General features: G+C 51.7%; 8 protein-coding genes. 6 read left to right on the forward strand and 2 right to left on the reverse strand.

All coding sequences use genetic code 11. The features are described 5' to 3' along the window. Positions 1 to 12,472, reverse strand: a 12,472-nt coding sequence (locus J4E05_RS09325) for a cadherin-like domain-containing protein (RefSeq protein WP_349594731.1), incomplete at its 3' end; no start/stop codon positions are given. 966 nt (positions 12,473 to 13,438) lie between these two features. Between J4E05_RS09325 and J4E05_RS09330 the strand changes: the two genes are divergently transcribed. Then, the gene (locus J4E05_RS09330) at positions 13,439 to 13,774 is read left to right on the forward strand and encodes a cupredoxin domain-containing protein (protein ID WP_349594734.1); all 336 of its coding nucleotides are present in this window, start codon (positions 13,439 to 13,441) and stop codon (positions 13,772 to 13,774) included. A gap of 240 nt (positions 13,775 to 14,014) precedes the next feature. Continuing rightward, positions 14,015 to 14,857 (forward strand): FTR1 family iron permease, encoded by an 843-nt coding sequence (locus tag J4E05_RS09335; RefSeq protein WP_349594737.1) that lies wholly within the window; start codon positions 14,015 to 14,017, stop codon positions 14,855 to 14,857. Positions 14,858 to 15,077: 220 nt separating this feature from the next. Here J4E05_RS09335 and J4E05_RS09340 read toward each other — a convergent pair whose 3' ends face one another. Continuing rightward, positions 15,078 to 16,061, reverse strand: a complete 984-nt coding sequence (locus tag J4E05_RS09340) for a methyltransferase domain-containing protein (protein WP_085587590.1) — start codon at positions 16,059 to 16,061, stop codon at positions 15,078 to 15,080. Positions 16,062 to 16,359: 298 nt separating this feature from the next. Between J4E05_RS09340 and J4E05_RS09345 the strand changes: the two genes are divergently transcribed. The 4 genes from J4E05_RS09345 (at position 16,360) to J4E05_RS09360 (ending at position 20,039) form a co-directional block, all read left to right on the forward strand. After that, entirely contained in the window at positions 16,360 to 16,785 is a 426-nt protein-coding gene (locus tag J4E05_RS09345) for a YeeE/YedE family protein (RefSeq protein ID WP_349594740.1), read from the forward strand. Position 16,786: 1 nt separating this feature from the next. After that, positions 16,787 to 17,218, forward strand: coding sequence for a DUF6691 family protein (locus tag J4E05_RS09350; protein WP_349594743.1), 432 nt, complete (start codon positions 16,787 to 16,789; stop codon positions 17,216 to 17,218). A 163-nt stretch (positions 17,219 to 17,381) separates the two neighbouring features. Continuing rightward, complete coding sequence (locus J4E05_RS09355; protein WP_349594746.1) at positions 17,382 to 18,110, forward strand: glutamine amidotransferase-related protein; 729 nt, start codon at positions 17,382 to 17,384, stop codon at positions 18,108 to 18,110. Positions 18,111 to 18,278: 168 nt separating this feature from the next. After that, positions 18,279 to 20,039: an adenylate/guanylate cyclase domain-containing protein gene (locus tag J4E05_RS09360; protein WP_349594748.1), complete on the forward strand. Its 1,761-nt coding sequence runs from the start codon at positions 18,279 to 18,281 to the stop codon at positions 20,037 to 20,039. Positions 20,040 to 20,244 lie beyond the last annotated feature (205 nt).

The following is a 20,244-nucleotide window of genomic DNA, read 5'->3' on the forward strand; positions in this document are numbered from 1 at the left end:
CACTGGCCGGAAGGGTATCAATCCGCACTGCCTTGAAGCTATCGGTTTCCCCACCTGGCTGACTGTAATGGAAGTCCGCTTCCTTCAGCGCATAGCCCGTGTCTTCCTTCGTCGTCACCGTCTGATCACCGCCAACCGGCGGGTCGTTTACTTCGGTAATGGTGATTTTTGAAACCAGTTGTACCGATTTTGCATCCGGTCCACCGGCATTTCCACCGGACTGAATATTACCGTCATCCGTTGATTGCTGACCATCGCTAAGCGTGGTTGTAATCACCCGTTCGCCCGACTGCGTGTCGGATGAACTGGCATATTTGATTGCATTCAGGATCGAATTAACTTCGGCAACTGTCGTGTCCGCATCCAGCGTGATCACCAGATCAGCACCGTTTGTACCACCGGTTACCGTCACACCGCTCGGGCGGTCGCCCACTGCCAAGGTCAGTTGGTCCGCACTGGTTGCACTGCCAACCGAAACCGTGATTTTACCTTCGCCATATGTGCCGCTGGTCAGCGCATCGGTTGTATCAAGGTCAACATCGCCAATATTGGCCCCGGTAATGATCGCTGTTGGTGTCGTCCCGGTATTAACCGCCGAGCTTTCGGTAACCGTTGTGATGACACCCGTACTGTCATTAAAGGTCGGCGCATCGTTTTGTGGAGTGACATTTACAGTTAAATCGCTGGCTGAAGTCGCATCCAAACCACGCGAGTCACGCACGGTAAAGTTCAACCCGGCCAGGCTGTTACCATTTTCATTATCTGCCGGATCATAAACCAGCTTGTTGGCATTGATATCGGCGATAGTGACAAAAACCGGCGTACTGACCGCAACGCCATCAAGTTTGAACGTACCGGTGCCAGAAATGCTATTAATGGTAACACCGGCCAGGGTATCGGTTTCATCCCCATTCTGAACATAGTTAAAGTCGGATGCCTTAACCACATAATCCGTATCTTCAGGGGTTGTGACCGTTTTATCAGACGAGGCAGGCGGGTCGTTTACTTCGGTAATGGTGATTTTTGAAACCAGTTGCACCGATTTTGCATCCGGTCCACCGGCATTTCCACCGGACTGAATATTACCGTCATCCGTTGATTGCTGACCATCGCTAAGCGTGGTTGTAATCACCCGTTCGCCCGACTGCGTGTCGGATGAACTGGCATATTTGATTGCATTCAGGATCGAATTAACTTCGGCAACTGTCGTGTCCGCATCCAGCGTGATCACCAGATCAGCACCGTTTGTACCACCGGTTACCGTCACACCGCTCGGGCGGTCGCCCACTGCCAAGGCCAGTTGGTCCGCACTGGTTGCACTGCCAACCGAAACCGTGATTTTACCTTCGCCATATGTGCCGCTGGTCAGCGCATCGGTTGTATCAAGGTCAACATCGCCAATATTGGCCCCGGTAATGATCGCTGTTGGTGTCGTCCCGGTATTAACCGCCGAGCTTTCGGTAACCGTTGTGACCACACCCGTACTGTCATTAAAGGTCGGGGCATCGTTTTGCGGGGTCACGTCAACCGTGATCGTATTAGGCGCTGTGTCAAAACCATCCCGGCTATCCTGAACCGAGAATGTAAAGCTGGCGGTTGCATCACCGTTCACATTTTCTGCCGGGGTATAAACCAGATCACCCTTGGTGACATCGGCGACCGAAATTACCTGACCAGCGGTAACAGCAACGCCGTCCAGTGTAAGCGTACCACTCACAGGCAATGTATCAATCCGCACCGCCTTGAAGGTATCGGTTTCATCCCCGGGCTGGCTGTAATTGAAGTCCGAAACCTTCACCGTATAAGGTGTATCTTCCAATGTCGTAACCGTCTGATCACCACCAATTGGCGGGTCGTTTACTTCGGTAATCGTTACCGTGGCACTGAGTGTATCTTGCAGGCTGGTCGGGCCACCGGCGGTTTTTCCATTGGTCTGTTCGTTGTTGCCATCGTTGATGGTGAAGGTAACCGTGCGATCGCCACTTAGCACGTCGGACTGCGTATGGTAACGCAAGGCTTCCATCAGGCTTTGAACTTCAGCCGTCGTCGTATCGGCATCAAAGCTGAAAACCAGCTTATGATCGCCAACCGTATCACTTACCGAGATCGGGTTACCTGCCGCATCAAGCACACTAACGCCGGCTGGCAGACTATAACTGCCATCAAGTGTCAGGAATTCCTTGGTGCTGGCATTGGCACCGGTAATATCAACAGTCAGGGTGCCCTTACCAAAAACACCCGTTCCGCCAAATGCGTCCGTGGTTGAAATATCGATATCAGACAGGGTAACACCGGAAACAATCTGAACCGGGTCGGTACCCGTCGCACTTGTCGAGCTTTCGGTGGAACTTGCCGTCGTATCGGTTGCACCAAGGACCGGCGCATCGTTTTGCTCGGTCACGGAAACCTGCATGGTCCCGGTAGCAGATTCAGCCGGGGTGTTTCCGCTGCTGGCATGGCCCTTATCCCATACGGAATAGATAAAGCTGGTCGCAGCATCCGCACCGTTCAAATTCAGTTCCGAGCGATAAACCAGTTTGCCTGCTGCAATATCATCTGCCGAAACATCCTGAACCCCGGTTACTTCGGTGAACGTACCGTCACCGTCGGCATCATAATAAAGTTTACCCAGGGATGAATCGGGCAGGGTTTTGATGGTAATTTTTCCAAGGGCAGTATCAAGGGCACTTTCACCGCCGGGCTGGCTGTAATTAAAATCACTGACTTTAAAGGTGTAATCGATGTCTTCTTTGGCCGTGATCGACGGCGACCCGGAAATTGCAGGCGGATCGTTTTGTTCGGTAACGGTTACAACCGCATCAATCTGACTGGAAAGGCGCGCGGCCCCCGCATCACCACCGCTTTGAATATTCCCGTCCGCACCCGCATTTTGCGCATCATAAAGGGTAATACTGATGTCGCGGTCGCCCGTCACAATATCGCCGGTCGACTGATAACGCAGGGCTTCGACGATCGCCTTGACCTGGGCCAGGGTCGCATCCGGCGCCAGATTAATCGTCAGATCTGTACCGCCTGTACCACCAGCAACGCCGCTTGTTTCAATGCCCGCCATTGCATCATTGGTAATCGACAGCACTTCACCGCTTTGGGCACCCGAAAGATGCACAACAATCTGCCCGGCACCAAAAACGGTGCTGTCAAGTTCGCTTGTCGTTGTCAGATCGATATCACCAATGGTGACATTTTCAACAATTGCAGTTTCAGGCGTGCCAGTGCCAACAACATTACTTTCTGTGACGCTGTGATGCGTGTCAGTCGTTGTATTTCCCGTTGAAATGGCCGGGGCATCGTTGGTGGGGTTAACCGTGATCGTGATGGTACGGGTTGTTTTCAATGCCGCATCCGTCGATCCGCCGCTGGTATCGACGTAATCATAATCACCCGGGTTCGCTGTGGTATCGTTGATATCACCCGTAAGTGCATCGGGCCGCAAACCTGAATTACCCAGATCATTTACAACAACCGTAAGGGTGATATCACCATTGAAGTTTGAATTGCTGGCGCTATCACCTGTCGCATCGGGGACTTTAACGGTAATGTTTTTCAACAAGGCATTCAATTCGGCTTCGTTAAAACCGGTCAGGGTGATGCTATCGCTGTTCAATCCGGATATGCCAGAACCATCTACCGTCTGCCCGCCAATTCCCGTGATCGTACTGCCGGTTGAAACCGTCAGTGTTACCGACATGTCCTGACCAAGATCATCGACATCATTGATGGTCAAATTCGCGTTTGAACCATCAATGGTAATCACGCCATTGGCTTCATCGGTGTTGAAGTTATTACCGGTGACATCGGCAGGCGTATTATAGGCCGTCAGAAAGACATCGCGCGTTTTCGCAGCAACGTTGTAACGGAACTTGCTATCCGAGATGTCGGTTGAATAAGGATCAATTTCGGTGGCTTCAATATTGTCGCCATTATCATAGGGCGTATGGTCCGTGTTGGGTCCGCCATTGGCCATATCGGTATTTTCAAGCGTGCCATTGGCCCCTGGCATCCGGTCATCAACGATAACCTGAAGTTTATAGGTTTGGTTCTTTTCCCCAAAGCCGCCAAAATTAACCTGAAGACCCCTAAGGTAGGTATTGATTTGGTCCCGTGTACCGGAAATACGCAGGGCAGAACCGGTCCCGTCATAGCTCGTATCAACGCTAACACCGCTGCTGGTTGCGGAACTGTCGATGATGATCGTGTTGTCACTATAGTCACTTGCCGACAACGGATTTCCGTTCGGGTCAAGAATACGTACCGTTACGACAAAGGCATCTTCCCCCGCACCGTTTAGCAGATCGGTATCGTGAATAAGGAAGCTGTTGCCTGAATCACCGAACTCATAGGTTTCGTTATTCACGACATTTGTTGGCGTGTCCGGCGTGGTGTTGGTAACGGAAGGCGCGTCATTGACAGATTTAACGGTGATATCAACCGTTGTATCGGTCTGTTGTGCATCACCGCCGGAATTACCAAGATCGTTTACCGAAATAGACAGGACATCGGGGCCAACATAGTCTTTTGTGCCAGCATAGGTCAGTATGCTCATCAGGGAATTGATATTTTCGACTGTCCCGGTCAGGGTAACCGTATCGGTGTTGTTGCCCGAAAGCGTAACGAAACCGGTTGAAGCAAAAGACAATGTTCCCTTTGTGACAGACAAGGTTACCTGAACATCTTTGCCAAAGGCATCGGCATCGCCAATTGTAATGTCGGAAATAGTTTTGGTGGTGTCTTCATAGGTTATCCGTGCATCACCAGGATTGGGAACGGTGATGGTCGGCGGCGTATTCGTGCTTGATGAACGCAGCAAAACAGACGTTTTAACGATGTTATTGGCACCATTAATCGTTGAACCATCCTGATTTTCGGTCGCATTTTCCGAGCCATTGGCACCGCCGGTAAGGTCGCCGTTGCTATCGCGCAAACGGTCATCAACGCTGACTTCAACCGTAAAGGTTGAGTCGTTGTCTGTACCTGGCAAAATAACATTCATACCATCAAGTGCAGCCTGCACATCGGCAAGGGACCCTTGAAACGTGATGGCGCCCGTGCTGGCAACATCCGAGGTAACGGTGATGCCGCTTGTGACTGCAAGATACAAATCACCTGACGTCGTAAGGTCTACCGCGTTACCGCCTGCGTCCTTAAGGATAACCGTTACGGAAACGAAATCTGTTTCACCGGGGCTATCGACGAGAACAAGGTCAGGATCGCTAAGGGTAAATTTGCCGTCCATATCAAAGGTGTTGGTGCCATAAACATCGTAATCCGTGCCTGCACGGGTAATTTTGGGGATGTCGTTGGCATAACCTGAAGCCGGCACGATGATATCGAACTGCGATGCGGCCTTGGTGCCACCTTCGGTCCAGGTATGGTCATTCACACTGTCTGATACAATGTACTGGAAGCTGTCATTTCGTACTTCCGAGCCATTGTGAAGGTAAGTCAGATTACCTGCATCAATATCGGCCTGGGTAAAGACGGAACCAACCCCCAAACGTTTGCCGTTCAAATATAAAATGCCCGAGGTAACATTCGACGTAATGCGATATTGCAGGGTTTCCGGCGCGTTATCCGCATCGACCGAGACCAGGTGGTTGGCATCAATTGTTCCAGAGCCACCCTCGGCAACCTCAAGAACATCGTTAACCGTAGTCCGGCCATTTTCAGTTGTTGCAGTATCCGCACCCGGATTTTGATCTGAAATCGGCGCATCATTTAACGGGGCAATGGTGAAATTGACCGCCGCGGTGTTTGATGTGTTAATCGCGGCCGGATCTGCTGCCGTTTGTTTTATGCCATTTGCGCTATCAAGGTCATCGCGCACGCGGAACTGGAAACTATCGGTAAAGTGTTCCGTGCCATCATGGATATAGCGTAATTGGGTGGTGGTTTTGTCACCCGTTAACAGGCTGCCAGAAAGCCAGTCACCGACCCCGACATCAACCCAGTTTGCGCCATCGTAATATTGCAGCGTTCCACTATCGGGCAGGTCCACAACCTGAAAATACAGATCATCAAGTTTAGCTTCACCATAGGGTTCATCGGCTTCGGCCTGGTTATCAACATCACCCAGTTTCATGGTGCCGGTGGTAATATTAACCGTCGCCCCTTCACCGATGGTCGGAACGCTACCACCACCTGCTGTTGGCGCGTCGTTCACCGGAATGGCGGTAATGGTGAATGTGCCCTGGGCGCGGTCATCGGCCAGCTTGCCGGTCCCGATAGAGATCGAGAAGTTAAAGCTGCCATGATGGGTTTCGCCGCCGTCATGGGTGAACTGTAACAGACCATTGTTAATGTCAGCCTGGGTGAACGAGTCATAAACCCCCAGCACCTTGCCATTCAGATAAAGCGTTCCGTTTTCCGGCAGGGATGTCAGTCGATAAACCGTGCCTTCTGCCGGAATGGTATATGCCGAACTTCCTTGCGTCGCTTTAAGGGTGTAGGACAGGTTCTGACTGGTGATCGTGACCGTATCATTATCGGTCCCACCGCGCTCGCCATCGCCTTCGGTGACTTCAATGCCGGTATTGACCGAACTTTGGTCAATCACCACCGGGTCACTACTGGGCGTGGCATCCGGGTCGTAACTGCCCTGAATTTGCAGATTGAAGGTATTGGTCGCGATTGTGCCGTCAGCCGGATCAACAACACCCCCCGCCTGACCGGCATTGTTAAAGACGCGGCTGTGCGAGTCCGTTACCTGGAAATTAAAACTGTCACCGGTAAAGGCCGTGCCCGCGGTTGAGCTGTCAGAATCGGTAACAGCTTTGGTCTGAACATATGTTACCCGCCCGGCGTCAATATCAGCCTGCGTAAAGGTGCTGTTAACCGTTAAAAGGTTGCCGTTCAGGCGCAATTCACCATAGGTCGGCAGGGATACGACACGGAACACCAGTTCCGTGCCACCGCTGCTGTCATCCACATCGGAAACATGCAAAAATGTGCGTGTAATAACGGTAGAAACACCGGCCTGAACCGTAGCCGTTTTGTTCGTATCAAGAACCGAATGGTCATCATTGGCGACGACATTAATTTGAATGGTTTTTTCTGTCTTCAATTCATGGCCGGCACCCGGTTCGCCACCATTATCTGTCACGGTCAGTTTGAATTCGGGTTTCGTTCCGTCCGGTTCAGTACCGTTATGGGCAAATTTCAGGGTCTTGAATTCGTCCATGGTCAATGTCATGGACGACGCCGTGATTTCTTCACCGCTATCGATCTGACCATCATTATTTGCATCGAGAAACAGGGTGCCCAATCCGTGGGTATCGATATTGGAAATCACGACAGTCAGGTTGCTACTGTCCGTTGCATCAACATCACCAATGGTGATTTGCCCGCCAATATCGGCAGCCGACGTTGTGGTACCCGGCGCGTTATAAACATCCTCGGTGCCCTGGCCTTCGTAAACGCTCGGCGTGCCATCAATCGTTGGCGCGTGGTTTACGGCTGCCACAATGTTCCAGCTTACCTGTTTTTCGGCCGAAACGTGGTCGCCAGCGGGATCCGCCGCCGTCTGGATAGCCGGCTGACCATTGCCTTCATCATGAACAAGGTCATCACGGACGATGAATTTAAAATTATCCGCTGTTAGCGAACTGCCATCATCATTGATGTAACGCAGACTGGTAGTTGCACTGTCCCCGGTCAAAAGATCGGCCGAAATCCAATGTGTCCCATCAATATCAACCCAGCCACTGCCGTCGTTATATTGCAGTTTTCCCCCGTCAGGCAGGTCAGTCACCTTAAAGAACAAGTCATCTTTGACCGCTTCAGGGTTGTTTCCCGGCTCGCCGGTTTCGTTGGAAACATCAGCATCCGCCATACCCAGCGTGCCAGTGGTAATGCCAACAGTAGTGCCTTTGGTAACATCGGCCAATGTACCGCCAGTTGCCGTTGGCGCATCGTTGGTCGCGGTTGCGCGCAAGGCAAAGGTCCCGGCAACGGCCTGGGCTGTGCCAACGGAAATGGTAAACTGGAAATTGCCCTGATGGGTTTCGCCGCCATCATGAACAAACACCACCCGGCCATTATCAATGTCATCCTGGGTGAACGAATCATAAAGGCCGTCAATGGCTTTGCCATCGACATACAGGGTGCCGTTGGTCGGAAGGGCACTGATACGGTAAACCGTGGCGTTGGCCGGAACCGTATATTCGTTGCCATCCTGGGTGTATTTCAATTCGTAATTCAGTTCACCCGACGTAATGGCATGGGTATCGCTGCCCCCTGAAACACCGTCGCCTTCATCTACATCAAGGCCGTTATTGGTAGCATCAACAATTGTGACCGGGTCCGTCGAGGTTGCGTCCCCGCCATCCCCGGCAAAATCGCCCTGAATCTCGATATTAAAGGTATTAACCGCAATCTCGTGGTTGTTATCAGGGTCAACCACACCACCATCAGCACCGGCATTGTTAAAAACACGCTGCTGGGAATCATAAACCTTGAAATTAAAGCTATCAGCGGTAAAGGCTGTTCCAGCCTGCTTGGCATCCGGATCGTCAACTGCGCCATTCTGAACGTATGCCAGTTTACCTGCCGCAACATCCGCCTGGCTAAACCGGTCACCAACTTCAAGACGCACACCGTTTAAACGCAATTCACCATGATCAGGCAGATCGGTGACTTCATAAACCAACTGGGCGCCATTGCTGGTGTCATCAACATCAGAAACACTCAGATACGATGTATCAATCACAAAGGACTGACCGGCATCAATCTGGGCAGTCGTATTGGTATCAAGCGATGAATAATCATCATTGGCCAAAATATCGATAACGATGTTTTTGCTGGTCGACAGGATTTTGTCATTGCCAAACCCACCGCCGCTATCGGTCACGGTCAGGGTAAAGGACGGATCCGTCGCATCTGACGGTTCCGATCCGTCATGGGCAAATTTCAGGGTTTTGATCTGATCAATGGTCAGATTGCTGACATTATCGGTAATTTCGGTATCGCCAGAGCCGAAATACCCGTCGCCATCAACATCAAGAAACAGCGTGCCCACACCGTGCGTATTCACATTGCTGATATCGACGCTTAAATGTGCCGCATCGTCAAAGCTGTCAAAGTCGCCAATTGTAATCTGGCTACCAATATCAGCAGCCTGGGTTTTGGTGGAATTATCGTTATAAAGATTTTCGCTTCCCTGACCTTCATAGGCTTTCGGGTTCCCGGAAATCGACGGGGCATGGTTATCAACCGATGTAATCGTCAGACTAACCGTACCATTGCCTGAAACATGGCTGGAATCAGGGTCGGCAACGCCGGACCGGACATTGTCGCTATCGATTGTGCTGTCATCTTTGAAATCATCGCGAACACGGTATTCAAAACTGTCGGATGCGACCGCATCTACCGTTTGCACATAGCGAATACCACTTGTGGCCGAATCTCCGGTCAGAAGTTTGGCCGAAATCCAGTCGCCGGTCTGAACATCGATCCAGTTACCATTGCTCAGATATTGCAAGGTGCCATTTTGTGGCAAGGTTGTAATCTGAATATAAAGATCATCGGCCTGCGCCTCGTCCGAGGCATCGGCCGGTTCGCCCGGTTCATTGGATGTATCGGCATCCGACATGCCAAGGTCGCCTGTCGTCAGACCAACATTGGCACCTTCAGCAACGGTAACCGTCCCACCCGATACCGTGGGCGCATCGTTGGTTGCAATCGCTGTCAGGGCAAAGGTGGTTTTGACCACTTCGTTCACACCAACCGAAAGCGAGAAACCAAAGTTGCTTTGATGGTCTTCGCTGCCATCCTGCACAAAGGTAACGTTGTCGGCATTGATATCAGCCTGGGTGAAGGAATCGAACACATGCAGTTCAACACCGTTCAGATACAGCTTGCCATTCGTCGGAAGGGAAGTCAGACGGTAAATCGTATCGGTCGCGGCGATATCATAGGTCGATCCGCCGCTGGTCGCCTGAAGAATATAGTTAAGCATTGATGATGTAATGGTGCCGGTATCAACCCCGCCACTCACACCGTCTTCTTCGGTTACTTGCAGGCCGCTATTGACCGGTGTGCCCTTGATGGAAACGGCTCCATCAGGCGTTTCCCCGCCATCGCCCGTCCAGTCGCCGGTAATATGCAATGCAAAACTGTTGGTTTTGATTAGGCCCGTGGATGTATCAACAACACCACCTTCGGCCCCGACATCGTTATAGGACCGCAATTGAGAATCGCGGACTTCAAAATTAAAGCTGTCGGCAACGTAATTTTCGCCCGATACACGGTCGGCTGCTTCAACCTTGGCGGTCTGGAAATAGGTTACCCGGCCATTATCAAGGTCATCCTGGCTGAAACGGTCACCAACACCCAAAATCACGCCATTCAGGCGCAATTCACCATACACAGGCAGGGAAACAACCTTGTAAACCAGCTGCTTGCCACCGCTGGTATCATCAACATCGGTAACATTAAGATTGGCAGATGACAGGGTGGTTACCACACCCGCATCAACGGTTTGCGGGCTGTTATTGGCAATTTCCGGGTTATCATCATTGGCAATAACACCAATGGTAATGGTCTTGCTTACCGTTAGCTTGGCAGCATCACCGGCACCACCGCCACCATCCGTGACCGTGATCTTGAAAGTCGGGCTGTTACCGTCCGGTTCCGTACCGTTATGGGCAAATTTAAGTTTCGCCAGGTCCGCCCCGGAAATGGTGACAGAACCGGTTATGGTCTGGTCATCCGTCGCATTGTAAATGCCATCCCCGTTGGTATCGATAAACAGAATGCCATGCCCCTGATTATCGACATCGGAAATCGTGATCTCCATATTCGCAAGATCATCAGAACCATCCGCATCCCCCCCCGAAATGGTCAAAAGCGAGCCGATTTCTGCCGCCTGGGTTACAGTTCCCGGCGCATTATAAACGGCTTCACTTCCTTCACCTTCATGAACGGTCGGGCTACCCTCCACCGTTGGGGCCTGGTTAACCGGTGCAATATTGATGGTGATGTCAAACGGGCCAACATTGCCACTACCGCCACCGTCATTAACGGTTACCTTAAATCCATCCAGGTCGTTATTGCCGACAACAATATCGGTGCCGTCATGCTTGTAGGTCAATTTGCCATCAAGCACATCTTTAAGGGAAAAAGTACTGCCAACCAGCAGGTTATTGCCGTTCAGCTTCAAAACACCTTCGGTCGGCAAGGCGGTGACCTGGAAAACTTCCTGACTGGAAGTCTGGTTTACCCCCAGTTCCGGATCAATCAGGTTAAATATATCTGACCCGATAACAACAGAGCCGCCTTCATCCACCGACACCGGCGATGGCGTCAGATCGGGGGCATCATTAACCGGTGAAAATGCCACCGAAATGTCTTTGGTCACTGTGCCGGTTGATGTGCCGTCATCCACGGATAAATGGATCGTCGCGGTGCCATTGAAATTATCTGACGGTGTCAGCGTCATATTGTGCAAGGCCGCATTCACTGCGTCCTGCTTGCCGGTCAGCGTAATGGTGTTGCCATTATCGCCCGTTACGACATCAAGACCCGAAGTATCATTTAATGTAATTGCGCCCGTCGGGTCAGATGACCCGTCTGTGACGGTAATTGTCACGGTCAGGGTATCGCCCACATTGCTGCTGTCGTGGTCAATGTCACCAACCGAAACACCGCCAATGGTCACAGGTGTATCTTCGGTTGCTTCAACCGACGCATCCGCATCAGAAACCGTAATCGTAGGCTGATGGCCCAATACCGGATCGACAGGGGCGTCAAGCAATTGCGATATCGAATGCAGGGCGGATGAGTCGACCGGCAAGGTTGCCGAAATCTGGCCGGTAGCATATTCAAGGTCCCAGTCCCCGCCCAGATCACTATTGCCTGTCACGTCATCGGATGCCGCAACATCAGCCCCGGTCAGACTGGCCAGATCATCGACAAACTGTTTTCCGCTGCCGTCCTTGGCAATATTACAGCCATAAAGCAAAATATCGGCTCCCGCCGATAAATGTTTGCTCCATGATGAAATTTCAGCCCCGGTTTCTCCGTCAAGAGAGGCGCTATCTACACTGTCTTTTCCCAGTTCAAAGCTACCATCCCCCCCGTGCGATATGATGTGCAAACCTGACACATCAGTCCCCGATGCCAAGGCATCCGCAATGGCCTTGGCGCCCGACTGATCACTATCAACGATCAGCACATCGGCTTTGCCTTCCAGGCTTTGGGCAAATTCCTGCGCCCCTTCAACCCGGCTATCAATAACGACCAAAACACGGCCACTTGCCGTTTCGGGGTTAATGCTTGCCAGCACAGCATCAAATTGCGAGGTGGAATCAGACGGTTTGTCAGAAGTCTTTTGAGCATCGTTCTGATGCTTTGTTTCTGTCTGGTCGTGATGGCTGACTTCTGATGCAACTGTTGCAACGGCTGCCGCATCCAACAGAACGCGCGGCTCTAATGCCGAAAAATACAGTTTCGTCATAATTCCCTACCCCGAACATCCCGCAATATATACGTAAAGATATATTGACGGTGATTTTAAGTTTACTATCCGAGGGCTATATTCGAAAAATACTATCCACTAGCAAGGTAAAATTTGACTACTTAAAAATGGATATCAGTCAATAGAAAAAGGTTAATACAACATTAAACTATACTTACGAAATATCTTTCAAGATAACCGAATATAAAAAATTTCGAATAATCTCTTATTTACAGTTACTTATGTATACTCATTTTTTTATGCTCAAGGATAATCAATCTTTTCCGGTTGCAATAAAAATCCGTGCAGTTGAAATCTGACATTTTCTGACTTAAGGGAAAACACACGTCAGGCTTGGTATTTCACCAACAAAACTTCACGTTAAAATAGGTTAGCTAAACCCGACATTGTCGAATCGGCGTTTGATAAAAAATAAAATGGTAATATAGATACAATCGCATCATTAAAGTTGTAACCGGCGTCATCAAAGAAGGTATGAACCGGAAAATAAATTTGCCATTTACTATAAAATCACCTCTGGATTGCAGTTCTTGTCATATACAAAAAATCATTACTGCACGTAAAACGATCACACCAATGCACCCTCCGCATATTGCCGGTAATGCTGCTTGCAATGCTGCACCATAATTCAGGCGATATTTCTCCCATGCGCAACGCTTATCAGAATTACCTGAATAATCGAGATCAGTCTGGAACGGGCGTGAACCTGTTTCCATATCTGTGCGAGTAAATGAGTGCCCTCACGTCAGGCACCATGCTGGCGCCACCCTTGGCATTTGCCGGGCCAATCGCACAAACCCTACATTTCCTGTTCCAGGCTTGACCGTGACCTGCTTCCGGGCGTATGAAGGACGCAATCGCAAGTCAGTTGCAATTGCGTCCTTCATCTTTGGCTGTTCAGCCCGTTCTGAATCCTAATCCCTGCCCGCTTCATCAGGTTCCGTTATGACCAAAATCTTTGCTGCATTGTCTGTAATTTTAGCTGGCACCGTTCTATCGGCAGCCGCCCATGCCGATACCCAAACCATCGACATGGTGATCAAGGATCATAAATTCAGCCCGGCTGAAATTACCATTCCGGCCAATACACCAGTGATATTGCAGGTCAAAAATGCCGACACCGCTGTCGAGGAATTTGACAGCCACGATCTGCGCCGTGAAAAAATCATCGCCCCGGGCATGACTGCCAAAATCAAACTTGATGGCCTTAGCCCCGGTGATTACAGCTTTATGGGGGAATTTCACGCCAGCACTGCCCAGGGCAAGGTTCATGTCCAATAACAACCGTCACCACACTATTTGACCCTCGCTCGCCCCTGTTATCCGCAACATCTGATCGCTACATTTCGGTAACTTCCCTGCATTTCGACCACGCATTAGCCATTCTGCCCGCCTTGTGCTGACCGTCGCCCTGTCTTTTGCCACCCCGCATATCTGTCTTCGGTCCGTCGGCCCCCGGCAATCAAATGCCTGTTCCTGACAGCCCTTTCATTTCTTTCTGCCACAAACGGGATTGATCCCATGTCCGCTGCTCTGATCATTGTCTTTCGCGAAGTCCTGGAAGCTGCCCTGATTGTCGGAATTGTTCTGGCGGCAGTAAATGGTGTGCGCGGTGCGCGGCGCTGGATCGCCGCCGGTATTGCCGGTGGTGTCGCAGGGGCAGCCCTTGTTGCCTATTTCGCAGGTGCCATCGCCGGCGCGCTGGCCGGGTATGGTCAGGAAATTTTCAATGCCTCTATTCTGCTGGTCGCGGTTTTAATGCTGGGCTGGCACAACGCGTGGATGTCGGTCCATGGCCGCGAAATGGCAATGGAAATGCGAGATGCCGGTAATGCCGTTCGCAATGGCAAAAAATCATTATCCGCACTGGCTATTGTTGTCGGGGTGGCAGTGTTGCGTGAAGGCTCGGAAATTGTTCTGTTCCTGTACGGACTGGCCACAGCGGAAGGCGGTTTGTCCAATACGCTGGCAGGCGGTGGCATCGGCCTTGCGGCCGGGGTTGTTGTTGGCGCAGGCATGTATCTTGGCCTTCTGCGTATTCCAACCCGTTATCTGTTTTCCGTCACCAGCATCATGATCACGCTTCTGGCGGCCGGGATGGCCGCACAGGCAATGAATTTCCTATCGGCCGCAGATATCCTTAATCTCGGACCGGTTCTTTGGGATAGCTCATGGTTGCTTAGCCAGGAAAGCCTTGTGGGCAAAGCCCTGCATACTCTGGTTGGTTACATGGACCGCCCGACGCTAACGCAAATCATTGCCTATCTGGTCACCATTATTGCCATTACATTTGCCAGCAAAATAACCAAACGCGCGGCAGCGCGACCAAGCCGGCAGCAAAACCATGCCAGTGCCGCCGAATAACTGCTGCTTGACGGCCCTTAGGGTACAATCAAAAAGGCCGCACCGGCATCTGCAAGCTTTCGCATGCAAAACGTCACACGTCAAAGGGGTGCTGGCAGGCTGGAAACGCCTTTTTCAATAGGGAATTCAGTGCTGCCTATGGTGGAAAGGCACAGGTGCTGGTCTGTTTTGATCAACATGTCGAACCACATACAGAACCACGAACCGGTAACATTGCACCTTAATGCAAAATTACCGGTGCCCCGCATTCACCGTCAATAGCGGCAACCGCCAATTCGGGCACCGTTGTTACACCCAAAATGGCAGAAGCAGCCCGTGCCACCACAATACGTCCAATCACGGCTACACCTTTTTCCTGGCGCAACGCACCTTGCTGATCCGATATAATTTCAAGTCCGGCCCGCTTAAACCAGTCGGCAATCACATCAGGATGGTGACGAAACCGTTGTCCCGGCCCCAGATCAAACGGGTAAACGTCCCCTTCTTCCAGTGACATCACCAAAATACCACCTGGCAACAAACGGGAATGGATCATGGCCAGAACCGGTTCCAGGTCGCCCAGATAATTCAAAACATCGGCGGCAATCACCATACCATAGCGCGATGTTGCCATATCGGGCATGGCGGTAATGTCGGCCACGACCAGATCACGATAGCTGCCTTTGGCCCGCGCACGATTCAACATGCGTGGCGACAGGTCTACCCCGTCAAGAACATCAATTTTACCGGCAAAAACATCGGCAACCAGCCCGGTACCACATCCCAGATCCAGCACTTCAAGCGGATGGGCCATATCGGCAAGCAAGGTTCGAACCGCTTCAAACATCAGTTCCGGGGCGCGATAAGTCAGCTTGTCGCGCAGGGAATGTTCAAACCGCGGGGCATAATCATCAAACAGGGCTCGCACATATTCGGGCGGCAAGCGGTCACGCATTGCCGCAGCCCCCAGCAACATCAGGCGCACTTCGGCCCCCATGCGGTCGGTGGCGTCGCGTTTCAGATACTCGCGATAAGCATCAATTGCCGGGTCTTTGCGACCTGCCTTTTCAAGCATCTCGGCCAAGGCAAAATAGGCTTCGTCCCAGTCCGCGTCTGCCTCCAGCGCCGCCGTTGCCACTTCGATGGCGGCATCAATATCGCCCCGTTCCGCCATTGCCAGCGCAACATCAAGGCGCCGACTTGCTGAAAGCCGATCATTGCTCATGGGTGAAAAATCCTGGAAATGCACCCGACAGGATGCCGGGAAAACCAAACGCTATATCTGCCTGTTTCGCGCTTTTGGCAAGACAGATTAAATCATTAAAAAACAAACACTTAATATTTAAAATTCAAATTCCAAAACCGATAGGCCATCTGCGTTGTGCAAAACAGCGGCCTTACATGCCCGATTGCTACTTCCAACAGGTCAGACGAACAAAACATACGGACAAATCCGATTTCCCCTTGATTTAAATTAATACATTACAATATACAAATTAATTAATTAAAAGCAGGACATCATTATGGAAAATTTCACTCCGTTTAGCGCGCTTGGCGGTGGCGCCATGATCGGCCTTGCTGCGGGGCTGTTTCTGATTCTGAATGGCAGGATTGCAGGCATAAGTGGCATTATTAGCAATATTGCGACAGGCACATCGCAACAGCGGCTGGAACGATCAGCCTTTGTGGCCGGTCTGGTCCTGGGGCCATTGCTGGTGGCACTGATAACCGGCAACCGCGCGCAAATCATTGTTGATGCCAGCCTGCCCATTCTCGTCATGGCAGGACTTCTGGTTGGGTTTGGCAGCAGCCTGGGCAGTGGTTGCACCAGTGGTCATGGCATTTGCGGGCTGGCACGGTTTTCGCCCCGGTCCCTGGTTGCGACGCTGGCTTTTATGGGTAGTGGCATCGTAACGACCTATTTGTTGCGTCATGGGGCGGGGTTTTAAAATGCGTATTACAGGTGCATTATTTTGCGGCACATTGTTTGGTGCCGGGCTTGCGGTTTCAGGCATGATCAACCCGCAAAAAGTTTTGGCATTTCTTGATATCGCAGCCATTGCCAGTAACAGCTGGGACCCCAGCCTGGCACTGGTCATGTTGGGGGGGCTGGTCGTGGCGATCCCGTTTTTTGTCTGGGCCAAGCCCCGGAAAAATGCCCTTTTGGGTGGCACCATCACCTTACCGGTCAAACGCAAAATAGACCGCCCGCTGGTGATCGGATCATTATTATTCGGGGTTGGCTGGGGACTGGCCGGGTTATGTCCTGGGCCGGCAATTTCGGCCCTGTCGCAATTTCAAACCAAATCGCTGTTATTTGTTGCGGCAATGCTGATCGGCATGGCTTTACAACGCATCTTTCAAACCTTGTGGGTCCGATAATCAAATCCGGCCCCGATGGCAGCACACATTAATTCCGGCAATCAATTTTCGGGCCAGCCGCAAACATGGCAGGTATTCCGTCACATGCACGCATAAACCTTGTCTTTGGAATCCGTCTAGCCTACCTGTGAAAAAGCATTCCCGCAGCCTCACAAGGTAAAACATGAAGATCGGCATCCTCGAAACCGGTTTCGTCCCCGAAGACATGCAGGGCGAGTTCAAAAGCTATCCCGCAATGTTTGAAAAAATGTTGGGCGCAGTGGACCCGTCCCTGCAATTTGAAAGCTGGTCCGTCCTGATCGATCAGTTCCCCGCCAGCATCAACGATGCCGACGCCTGGATCATTACCGGGTCCAAACACGGGGTATATGAAAACCTTCCCTGGATGGTGCGTCTTCAGGCCCTGCTACGCGACATTGTTGGCGCAGGCATACCGGTTTTTGGTGTTTGTTTCGGGCATCAAATTCTGGCCGCCGCCCTGGGGGGCACTGTGGTCAAGTCGGACCGGGGCTGGGGCATTGGTGTTCATGAATACACATTGGCAAATGACGCCCCGCAATGGGTTCATAACGCGCCATCATCAATGAAATTGCATGCCTTTCATCAGGACCAGGTGGTACAATTGCCTGCAAATGCCAAGGTCTGGGCCAGTTCAGATTTTTGTCCTTATGCCGGTTTAAGTTACGGCGATAACGCCGCATCAATTCAGCCCCATCCCGAATTTTCGCACGATTATGAAAATGCCCTGCTGCAATCACGCCGGGGCGATATCATTGCCGAAGATCTGGCTGTTATTGCAGAAAAATCACTGGAGAATCCGGTTGATGGTGGCAGCTTTGCCACTTGGTTACTCGCCTTCCTGCAAGGCAACCAAAACCGCAAGGCAGCCTGACCACCGCGTCTTGCTCAAACGCAACGCAACAAATCGCAAATCGTCATTTGACGGCGACCGGCTAAAACACCCGGTCGCCGTAAATTTTACGTGTTTCATTAATTCACAGCTTTGGGGCCAGCCAAACCACCGATAGAGTATAACTTTATTTCAACAATTGGCCGCCTCATGACAACAGCCCCTACTGCCAAACCTTTCCTTGCAAAACTGGCGGCACGTGCTCCCTCCTTGCGCCTGTATTCCGGGCTGTTGCTTTTTACTTATGTATTTATGCATTTCTGCAACCATGCCTTTGGTCTTATCTCGCCCGAAGCAATGGAACGCGCCGATTTTTTTCTGACTACACCGTGGAAATACCCGCCCTTTGAACAATTGCTGATGCTTGCCATCATCCTCCATTTTTTGCTGGCAACCGGGCGGCTGGTACGCCGTCGGTCCCTGCGGTTAAAACCCAAGGAATGGCTGCAAATCGTTTTGGGGCTGCTTATCCCGGTTTTGCTATTTCAACATATACTTGGCACGCGGGTTGCCGAAATCGCCTGGCAAGTTGATCCCTTTTATGAACGAGTGTTAGTCGATCTGGCCGTTTTCAGCCCCCGTATCGGCATATTGCAGGCCATCGGCCTGATTGTGGTCTGGACCCACGGCTGCATCGGTATTCATTACTGGCTGGCAGTAAAACCGTTTTATCCGCGTTACCGTGCTGTCCTGGGCGGGTTGGCCGTTGCCGTGCCAACACTGGCGCTTGCCGGGTATACAGCGGCTGCCAGCACCGTGCTACAACGTGCCGCCACCGGCGGAACCCCCTATCTTGCACATATCATCAATGAAGCGGGGCGAACGGCACAATCCTTTGCCTTCTATAGCCGCATGTCAGAATATTTTCTGATCATTACCCTGCTGCTGGCAATAAGCCCGTTCGCCCTGCGCCCCTTACGTCTGATTCTGGACCGCGTGCGCCGTGCCCACACCTTGCAGCTCCCCAATGGTAAAACAGTCCGGGTTGCGCCCGGTGCCACTGCACTTGAGGCCCTGCGCGAGGCGAAAGTCCCCATTGCATCGGTATGCGGCGGGCGTGGGCGCTGCACCACATGCCGCCTGCATTGCCGGAGTGGCCTGACCGATTTACCCGGCCCAAATCCCGTCGAAAGTGCGGCCCTGCGCAGCATAAATGCCCCGGAAGACTGGCGCCTTGCCTGCCAAATTCGCCCCACGGCCAATCTCGCCATTACCCCGCTTTTGCCCGCCAACGCCACCGCCAGCGATGGCCGTCGCCCCGGTGGCCTAACGGGCAGCGAACGGCAAGTTGTGGTTATTTTCACCGATTTGCGCGATTCAACAAAACTGGGCGAAACCAAAATGCCCTACGATGTTTTGTTTATCCTCAACCAGTTTTTTGCCGAAATGACCGAAGCATTAAGGGCAACCGGGGGGCATTATGCCCAGTTTACCGGCGATGGCCTGATGGCGCTTTACGGCCTGGAAGACCGTAATATCCGTCGGGCAATCGAAAATGCCATGCGTGGTGCTGCCGAAATGCTGGCCCGAATCGACAAACTAAACGACCATCTAAAATCGGAACTGCCATTCGATTTGCGCATCGGCCTGGGCATTCATATCGGGGATGCCATTGTTGGCGAAATGGGCCCCCCCCAGCGTGAACAAATCAGTGCGATTGGCGATAGCATTAATACGACTGCCCGGCTCGAATCCAAATGCAAGGAACATGGTGTGCCGCTGATTATCTCGCGCGATATCATCACGCGTGGAAAATTGCACATCCCCGAAGGAACAAAAATACACCGCGAAGCGTTACGCGGTAAGGACCGCGAGGTGGAATATTACGCCCTGACCACCTTGCCCACCATTTCGTCACATACTGAAAAAACCGCAGCAAAGGGCACAACAGCCAGCCAAAAGGCACAATAGACCGTGACAAAATGGACTATGACGAGGGCTGAATGAACGTTAACAGGGCAGCCAGTTGCGTAACGGCAATGGTTGGGGCTTGACTACCGGTAACAAAATAACATGTAATTATAAGGAAAGTGCGTCTTTGGTGCCGGGTAGCCGGGCCAGGGCAGACAGATGCCGAAAGGATCTGATCCGTTGCACGCTCGCTCATTCAGAGGAG

The sequence above is a fragment of the Thalassospira sp. NFXS8 genome, assembly GCF_040148805.1.
In the GTDB taxonomy this organism is placed as follows: Bacteria; Pseudomonadota; Alphaproteobacteria; order Rhodospirillales; family Thalassospiraceae; genus Thalassospira.

What these genes read in the sequence shown, in the direction of transcription:
- J4E05_RS09330 (WP_349594734.1), top strand. Translation starts at nt 13,439, where the DNA reads ATGACCAAAATCTTTGCTGCATTGTCTGTAATTTTAGCTGGCACCGTT.
- J4E05_RS09335 (WP_349594737.1), top strand. Translation starts at nt 14,015, where the DNA reads ATGTCCGCTGCTCTGATCATTGTCTTTCGCGAAGTCCTGGAAGCTGCC.
- J4E05_RS09340 (WP_085587590.1), bottom strand. Translation starts at nt 16,061, where the DNA reads ATGAGCAATGATCGGCTTTCAGCAAGTCGGCGCCTTGATGTTGCGCTG.
- J4E05_RS09345 (WP_349594740.1), top strand. Translation starts at nt 16,360, where the DNA reads ATGGAAAATTTCACTCCGTTTAGCGCGCTTGGCGGTGGCGCCATGATC.
- J4E05_RS09350 (WP_349594743.1), top strand. Translation starts at nt 16,787, where the DNA reads ATGCGTATTACAGGTGCATTATTTTGCGGCACATTGTTTGGTGCCGGG.
- J4E05_RS09355 (WP_349594746.1), top strand. Translation starts at nt 17,382, where the DNA reads ATGAAGATCGGCATCCTCGAAACCGGTTTCGTCCCCGAAGACATGCAG.
- J4E05_RS09360 (WP_349594748.1), top strand. Translation starts at nt 18,279, where the DNA reads ATGACAACAGCCCCTACTGCCAAACCTTTCCTTGCAAAACTGGCGGCA.